This is a genomic window from Pedobacter sp. 01N416, from assembly GCF_056399685.1.
In genome coordinates this window covers 1-6994 of the sequence record NZ_JBFTRT010000279.1, presented here as the reverse complement: position 1 = coordinate 6994, position 6994 = coordinate 1, and the positions used below count along the sequence as shown (strand labels likewise).

Genomic DNA, 6994 nt, shown 5'->3' with positions numbered 1-6994 from the left:
ACCTTCGCTAACACAAAACCAGCCTTTCTATGTTTCAATAAATAGATTAAAGCGGTACAATATGGAGAACGAAATACAATCTGACAGGGATATCCAATGCGAGTTCCTAAATATTTTTAAATTTATATGGGCAGCTTGCGGAATAACGCCCTTAGGCGAAACGCCGAGCACTCCTGAGTCAGAGAATGTAAATCCTTAATCAATCATAGCGTATCGGCATTGAGCTAATTGCCCCTAACTTTAGTGCGTGCCATTATTCGGTCACATCATTTTTGCCAGATTACCCAATTGTTTCAGTTTAAATTTAAGCTCATCCGACCATGGAAGGCCGATACATAGGCGGATACAGTTCTGATATTGATCTTGTAACGTAAACATCGGGCCCGGGGCAATGCTGATTTTTTGTTTCATTGCCAGTTCATAGAGTTTTACAGCATCAACTTCTTTATTAAATTCTATCCATATGGCCAGCCCACCTTGCGGCCGGGTTGTTTTTGTACCCTCTGGAAAATATTCGGTAACCGCATCGATAAAATGCTGATAATTCTGCTGTAAGGTACGACGGAGCTGATGCAAATGGCGATCATACCGACCAGTTTTTAGAAAATTGCCAACGGCCTCATGAATAACAGAAGTTGAAGCAAGGGCATGTACAAGCTTTAATTTAAGTAATTTTTCTTTATACTTTCCAGGAGCTACCCAACCTACGCGGTATCCAGGTGCCAAAGTTTTCGAAACTGCACTACACCAAAGCACATTACCTTCTGTATCAAATGATTTACAACATCTTGGTCGTTGGGTGCCGAAATAAAGATCACCATAAATATCATCTTCAATAAGCGGAGCCCTGAAGCGGTTCATATTCTGTTCCCCCTTCTTTAAGCGCCCGCGTAGCATAAAGTATCTCCTTTTTGAGTTTTGCCAATGGTAACAGGCTGCCTGATGGCACACCAATTGAAAAAAGGGTTAAATCATCGCGACCAATGCTAGAATACACCTGGCTACTCAGTTCGCTCGGCTCATGATGATTTGCAATTAGTGAAGGTTTACTAACTGCAGGTAATGGAAGTCGTTCTACCCTACGGTTGCTTACAAAGAAACCAGATTGTGGTTTGGCCTCGACCAACGATTGTGCTTCCAGTTCCAAAAACACACGTTTTGCCGTATTCATGCCTACCGCATATTCTTTGCAGAGCATACGAACAGAAGGAAGTTTATCTCCCGATCGCAGAATGCCGTCTCTAATCTGTGCGGCGATTCCGCTTGCTATTTCATTGTACCTGTAAACTTTCTCCATAATCAACAAACTGTATCCATACAAATATACAAAACTGATACTGTATTTATCGCTTTTAGCTTTGCACCTTTGATTTAAGAAATGAAAAGACATGAAAGAAACAGGAACTGAACTAAACAGAGCGCATATTTCGAGTGGTTGGCGTAACGGATTTATCGCCGTACTTATCTTTAGCGGCTCTATGCCAGCCACAAGATTAGCGGTAATGGATATGAGCCCTGTTTTTGTAACCGTTGCCCGTGCCACTATAGCTGCACTGCTCGCAWTGGGGGTATTAATTGCATTTAAAGAAAAACGACCCTCGACCAAACATTTAATCTCGCTAGGAATTGTAGCATTGGGTGTAGTAGTCGGCTTTCCTTTGTTAAGTGCTCTTGCTTTGCAACACATCACCTCAGCACATTCTTTGGTATTCTTAGGCCTTTTGCCTATGGTTACAGCCGCTTTTGCCGTTTTACGAGGAGGCGAACGTCCTAAGCCCATATTCTGGCTTTTCTCAATTGCAGGCAGCTTTCTGGTGATTGGCTACGCCATTTATCAGGGAATTAACGCCGCGCCAACCGGGGATATTTTAATGTTACTGGCAATTGTACTATGCGGGCTTGGCTACGCAGAAGGTGCAAAACTATCTAAAACATTGGGTGGTTGGCAGGTAATCTCCTGGGCACTTGTGCTCTCGCTCCCACTCATGTTACCTTTAATGTTCATTTATCAACCAGCTTCATTTGCTGAAGTGGGTAGCGCTGCCTGGCTGAGCCTTGCTTATATTTCGCTCTTTAGCATGTTCATCGGGTTTATTTTCTGGTACAGAGGGCTTGCACAAGGTGGAACCGCAGCAGTTGGACAGCTCCAGCTCCTACAGCCCTTTTTTGGATTGGCACTTGCCACTACCCTGCTCCATGAAAAAGTAAGTATGGGTATGCTAGCCATTACGATGGGCGTAATCCTTTGCGTTGCGGGCTCAAAAAAGTTTGCTAAATAACCATAATCCACCCTCAAAAACACAATAAAATGTTGATATCCAATAGTTTTAAGTTTGATAACCAAAGTGAGCAAATTACCTTTATGAAGAGATATAGCTTTGCCACTATAATTACCAGCTACAATAATTTACCCATAGCCACTCAGTTACCTTTCGTTGTAAATGAGGTAAATGGAAAGGTATTGATTAGCGGTCACTTTGCGCAAGCCAATGAACAGGTGAAATATATTGAGCAGTATACATCGCTTATTATATTTACCGAGCCACACGCTTATATCTCTCCCAGCCATTACGAAAAACACGAAAGTGTACCCACATGGGATTATATTAGCGTGCATGCTTATGGGAAAGCCAATATTATTAGCGATGAAGAAGCTAAAGAACAAGCACTAAAAGAAATGATTCTGTATTATGAAAAAGAATATCTCTTACAATGGGATAGTCTTTCAGAAAAGTTTAAACAAGGTATGATGCGGGGAATTGTAGCTTTCGAAATAGAAGTAAGCAATCTTCAGGGAAARAAAAAACTAAGCCAGAACAAATCGGAACAGGAACGAAAAAACATTGTATCGCACCTCGAAAACAGCAACAGCGCTGTAGAAAGAGAACTCGCTCCATTCATTAAAAACCTAAAGCCATAACCATGCAGATAGAAAATAGTACGATACATGATATAACAGAAATCTTCCGCTTATATGAAATTGCAACCGATTTCCAGAAAACGAAATATAGCGTTCATTGGCCCAAGTTTGAACTCCCGTTGATTGAAACAGAGATTAAGGAAAACAGGCAATGGAAAATAATTATTAATGGGCAGGTAGCCTGTATTTGGGCAACTACTTTTAGCGACCCTCAGATATGGGAAGAAAAGAACCTCGACCCTGCCATTTACATTCACCGCATTGCTACAAATCCTGATTTCAGGGGGCAAAACCTGGTGGGTACAATTATAAACTGGGCAAAAGAATATGCCAAAGCAAATGGTAAACGTTTTGTTAGATTAGATACCGTTGRTGAAAACAAGGGATTGATTCGGCATTACCAAAAATTTGGATTTGATTTTTTGGGGCTATACGAACTAAGCAATACTAATCAGCTTCCGGCACATTATCATCATAAACCAGTTAGTTTATTCGAGATGCAAATTTAATACTGAATATAGCGTTAAGAGGTTGTATCACAAATATAGATTTGTCATCCTGAGCTGGTCGAAGGACCCGTTAAATATTCTTTAAGGTGTTTCGACAAGCTCAACATGACATCATCTGAGGTGAAATTTGCCTTTATGATACAACCTCTTGTATGTGGCAATCGTTTAAAGGATATTTCAGCACTTGCCTTAGGCTACACCTTATAACGGAAATTATGTGCCCGATGATGTTATCCATGATTAAGCTTCTTTTTTAATTTTTATTGCAAATAGCGACCATGTTGCAAACAACATTATCACCGCCGAAACCTGGTAAATAATAGATAAATCTACCTTGGCATCTTTTAATGCGCCACCAACATAAACCATTAAACCACCTATAATTGTACTCAGGAAATTAAGGAAACCATATCCGGTTGCAATGTACCTGCTATCGGCAATCTGCCTAAGTACGGGCATTAAATTAGCGTCGTTTATCCCTCTGGCTATACCAAAAAAGAACATAGCGATAATGGCTATTGCAAACACGGTGGTTGACGACATGAGGAATAAAAATGGTGCGCCAACAGTAAAGCCGATAATGATCATAAAAACCCTGCTTCTTTTATTCTTAAGAAACCATTTATCGGCAAAATACCCCCCAAAAATTACCCCAACAAAAGATCCGATCTGAATATAGCCTGTTGCCGAAATTCCGGCTTCGCCCAGCTTGAGGTGAAAATGTTCTTTTAAAAAGGTAGGCAGCCAACCATACACCAGCCAGTTTGCGGTACCCAAAACACTGAAATAAAACAATAACACCAGAAAAGACCGCTCTTTAAACAGGATCTTAACCGAGCCTAATAAACTTATGGTTTCCTTTTTTATCTCTTCTACCTCATTTTCTGTTGTTTCATGTTTAATATCTTTTAAATAATACAACAGTACGATCGAATAAAGAATCCCAAAAATTCCGAATATATGAAAACCATATCTCCAGCCCCATATTTCGGCAATATAACCACCTAAGCCACCCAATGCTAAACCAGCATAAAGACCACTCATGTGCAGGCCTGTGGCAAGTGATCTTGTTTTTCCTTTATGATAGTCAGTAATCAGTGCCAATGCCGCGGGGATATAACAAGCTTCGCTTAGGCCCATAAACAAACGCGAAACCAGCATTTCTTCAAATGAAGAAGTAAAACCTGTCCACAAGGTTACTGCCGACCAAACCGAAACACTGAATATAATTACTTTTTTCCTACTGTATTTATCGGCCAAAAAACCTCCAAAAGGACTTAGTATCCCATAAGACCAAAGAAAAACTGAAGTTAAAAGCCCGAACTGGGCATCAGAAAGGGCAAATTCCTTCACTATAGGATCGCGCATAGAGGTAATCATGATCCTATCGAAATAATTTAAAAAGGCCACTATCCAAAGGAGTGCAACCAGGCCCCAGGCATAATATGATTGATTTGATTTTGTACCGGTCATTTCTAGATTTTCCTCTTGTTAAAATAATTTTACTGTTTTGGTCTCGCTATGATCACTTTTGGCGTTCTTACTGCAGGCCTTACTTCTCCGCCCGGAAAAACAAGATTTCCCCGCCACAGCACCATTGTATTTGTTACCCCGGGCCAGGTACTGTTATTGGGATTTGATTGCGCATCTGCTTTGATATTCTTTAGCACTTTCCCTTCTACCGACCATTTGTTTTTCTCTACATCGTAAGCTAATATTTCATCTGCAAAACCAGGATGTTTTTCTTTTAGTACAGCTGCTTTTGGAGCAAGTACGCCGTCATCACCACCGAATATGAGCAATGATTTGTGATGAGCGTTGTAGGCTGGATATGGCGCAGCTACAATGGCTTTTGGTAGAGAAGCTATTTTTTTCCACCCATCAGCAGCGCTGTAACAAAAAGCATCCGTTAGATATTGTCTGTCTACGCCCCCTTTATTGTTTTTGATCAGATCGGCTCCACTGAATAGATAAAAGGTTTGATCGGCAACACCAGCCACAGCCAACATCCGCGGAGGACCAGGCCAGGTTTCTAATTTATGCCAAACCCGTTTTTTTCCTTTAGAAGATAGATCGAAAGACCAAAAAACATTGGCGGTATGATCAGCTTCCGGCGTAAGGAGTCCGCCTGCAAGGTAAATAACATCACCTAAAACTGCTCCCGTGGTATTTGCTATGGGTTGAGGCAGATTTGGCAACGTAGTAATGCTGATGCTTTTATCTTTGTAAAGAATAGCATAAACCTTTGCCGAATGGCCTTTCTCGTTACTTCCTCCAATGCAAATGAATTGTTTGCCCCAGGAAATGGAGAGCCCATAACCTAAAGCTTCAGGAAGTTTGCCTGCTACCTTCCATTTCCCGCTGGGTTTATCAAGGACAAATATTTTATCGCTCCACACTTTTTTTGAGCCTGACCATGGTGCACCACCATCTGGGAAATTTGCTCCTCCGGCAACAATCAATGCATCGCCCGATACTCCACTAAAAGAACCGGCAAAACCGAAGTTATCTGGTATGGCTGGCAATTCTCCCCATGCAAATTGATTTGTTTTTTTGGTAATCTGTGCAGAACCTGCTGTTGATATCAACATAAAACTTAAAAAAAGTAAGGTATTAAAGTGTTTCATATAATGTGCCTATAGAAAATCTGCATGCTTATAAGCATTACCTATATTTTTCGAGGAGCTCAAAAAAGCCAGTTTTGATTAAATCGGCTTTAAGTTCGATAAATTTATCAGAAGAAAGTGGTACCAATGGTAACCGGGCATCTCCTAAATCATAACCCATCATTTTCATAATCGCTCTTTGCGCCGCAATCGATGGATGTTTGATAATGCAGCGGATAAAATCGACCACTTTTAATTGTAATGCCCTGGCAGCAGTTAAATCATTATTCCTGAAAAGTTTGATTATTTCGAGGTATACCGGTGCGGCAAAGGTATAAGTACTACCAATGGCACCAATAGCACCTACTGCCAAAGCACTTAACAACATCTCATCATAGCCAGATAATACTTCAAATTTCCCATCCTTGTAGTTTAAACAGGCTTGAAACTCGTGAAGTGTTGATGCCGTATATTTTATGCCGGCAAGATTTGGGATTTTTTGCTCTCCGAGTGCTAAAAACTCAACCATATCCATTCCAACGCCAGTTAAACTAGGCATATGGTAATAATAGAATGGAAGTTCGGGAGCGGCCGAGGCGATTTCGGCCATACAATCGACCAGGTTTTGTACCGAGGTGGGTTTGAAATAAAATGCGGCTACAGAAGAAAATGCATCGGCACCAATCTGCGCAGCATGGGTTGCAAGCTTTTTACATTCTTGTATGGAAGTGTGCCCCACATGTACCAATACTAAAATCCTTTTATTTGCAGCTTTTACGTACGCTTCTGCAATGGCTATCCGCTCTTCAACAGTCATGTTTGGTCCTTCTCCGTTGGTTCCACAAATGTAAACCCCTGCCACACCATCAGCAACCAATTTATCTACTAGTTGCGGTATTATGATGAGATTTAAGGAACCATCTGCCTGGTAGGCCGCAAATGTTGCAGCAACTATGCCG

9 protein-coding genes are annotated in these 6994 nt (G+C 41.1%); 4 read left to right on the top strand and 5 right to left on the bottom strand.

Features of this window, described 5'->3' with window-relative positions:
- Positions 1 to 199, top strand: a 199-nt coding sequence (locus AC1DND_RS15950; RefSeq protein WP_477583056.1) for a hypothetical protein, incomplete at its 5' end; no start/stop codon positions are given.
- A gap of 62 nt (positions 200 to 261) precedes the next feature.
- Here the strand turns inward: AC1DND_RS15950 and AC1DND_RS15945 are convergent.
- On the bottom strand, positions 262 to 861 hold the full coding sequence (locus tag AC1DND_RS15945; protein ID WP_477583054.1) for an aminotransferase-like domain-containing protein: 600 nt from the start codon (positions 859 to 861) through the stop codon (positions 262 to 264).
- Positions 833 to 1297: a GntR family transcriptional regulator gene (locus AC1DND_RS15940; RefSeq protein ID WP_477583052.1), complete on the bottom strand. Its 465-nt coding sequence runs from the start codon at positions 1295 to 1297 to the stop codon at positions 833 to 835. The genes AC1DND_RS15945 and AC1DND_RS15940 overlap by 29 nt, the downstream gene beginning before the upstream one ends.
- A 91-nt stretch (positions 1298 to 1388) precedes the next feature.
- On the opposite strand from AC1DND_RS15940, the gene AC1DND_RS15935 reads away from it, so the two are divergent.
- From AC1DND_RS15935 to AC1DND_RS15925, 3 genes are read left to right on the top strand one after another with little or no spacing between them, the layout of a single operon-like run.
- A complete protein-coding gene (locus AC1DND_RS15935; RefSeq protein ID WP_477583051.1) occupies positions 1389 to 2279 on the top strand; it encodes a DMT family transporter in 891 nt (296 codons plus the stop codon).
- A 29-nt stretch (positions 2280 to 2308) separates the two neighbouring features.
- Positions 2309 to 2920 carry an FMN-binding negative transcriptional regulator gene (locus AC1DND_RS15930; RefSeq protein WP_477583050.1) on the top strand — a complete coding sequence of 204 codons (612 nt, stop codon included), beginning with the start codon at positions 2309 to 2311 and terminating at the stop codon, positions 2918 to 2920.
- 2 nt (positions 2921 to 2922) lie between these two features.
- On the top strand, positions 2923 to 3429 hold the full coding sequence (locus AC1DND_RS15925; RefSeq protein WP_477583048.1) for a GNAT family N-acetyltransferase: 507 nt from the start codon (positions 2923 to 2925) through the stop codon (positions 3427 to 3429).
- Between the two features lie 240 nt (positions 3430 to 3669).
- Here AC1DND_RS15925 and AC1DND_RS15920 read toward each other — a convergent pair whose 3' ends face one another.
- The 3 genes from AC1DND_RS15920 to AC1DND_RS15910 form a co-directional block, all read right to left on the bottom strand.
- A complete protein-coding gene (locus AC1DND_RS15920) occupies positions 3670 to 4902 on the bottom strand; it encodes an MFS transporter (protein ID WP_477583046.1) in 1233 nt (410 codons plus the stop codon).
- A 29-nt stretch (positions 4903 to 4931) separates the two neighbouring features.
- Complete coding sequence (locus tag AC1DND_RS15915) at positions 4932 to 6056, bottom strand: galactose oxidase (RefSeq protein ID WP_477583044.1); 1125 nt, start codon at positions 6054 to 6056, stop codon at positions 4932 to 4934.
- 37 nt (positions 6057 to 6093) lie between these two features.
- Positions 6094 to 6994 (bottom strand): dihydrodipicolinate synthase family protein (locus AC1DND_RS15910; protein WP_477583042.1); only part of this gene is annotated, 901 nt, incomplete at its 5' end.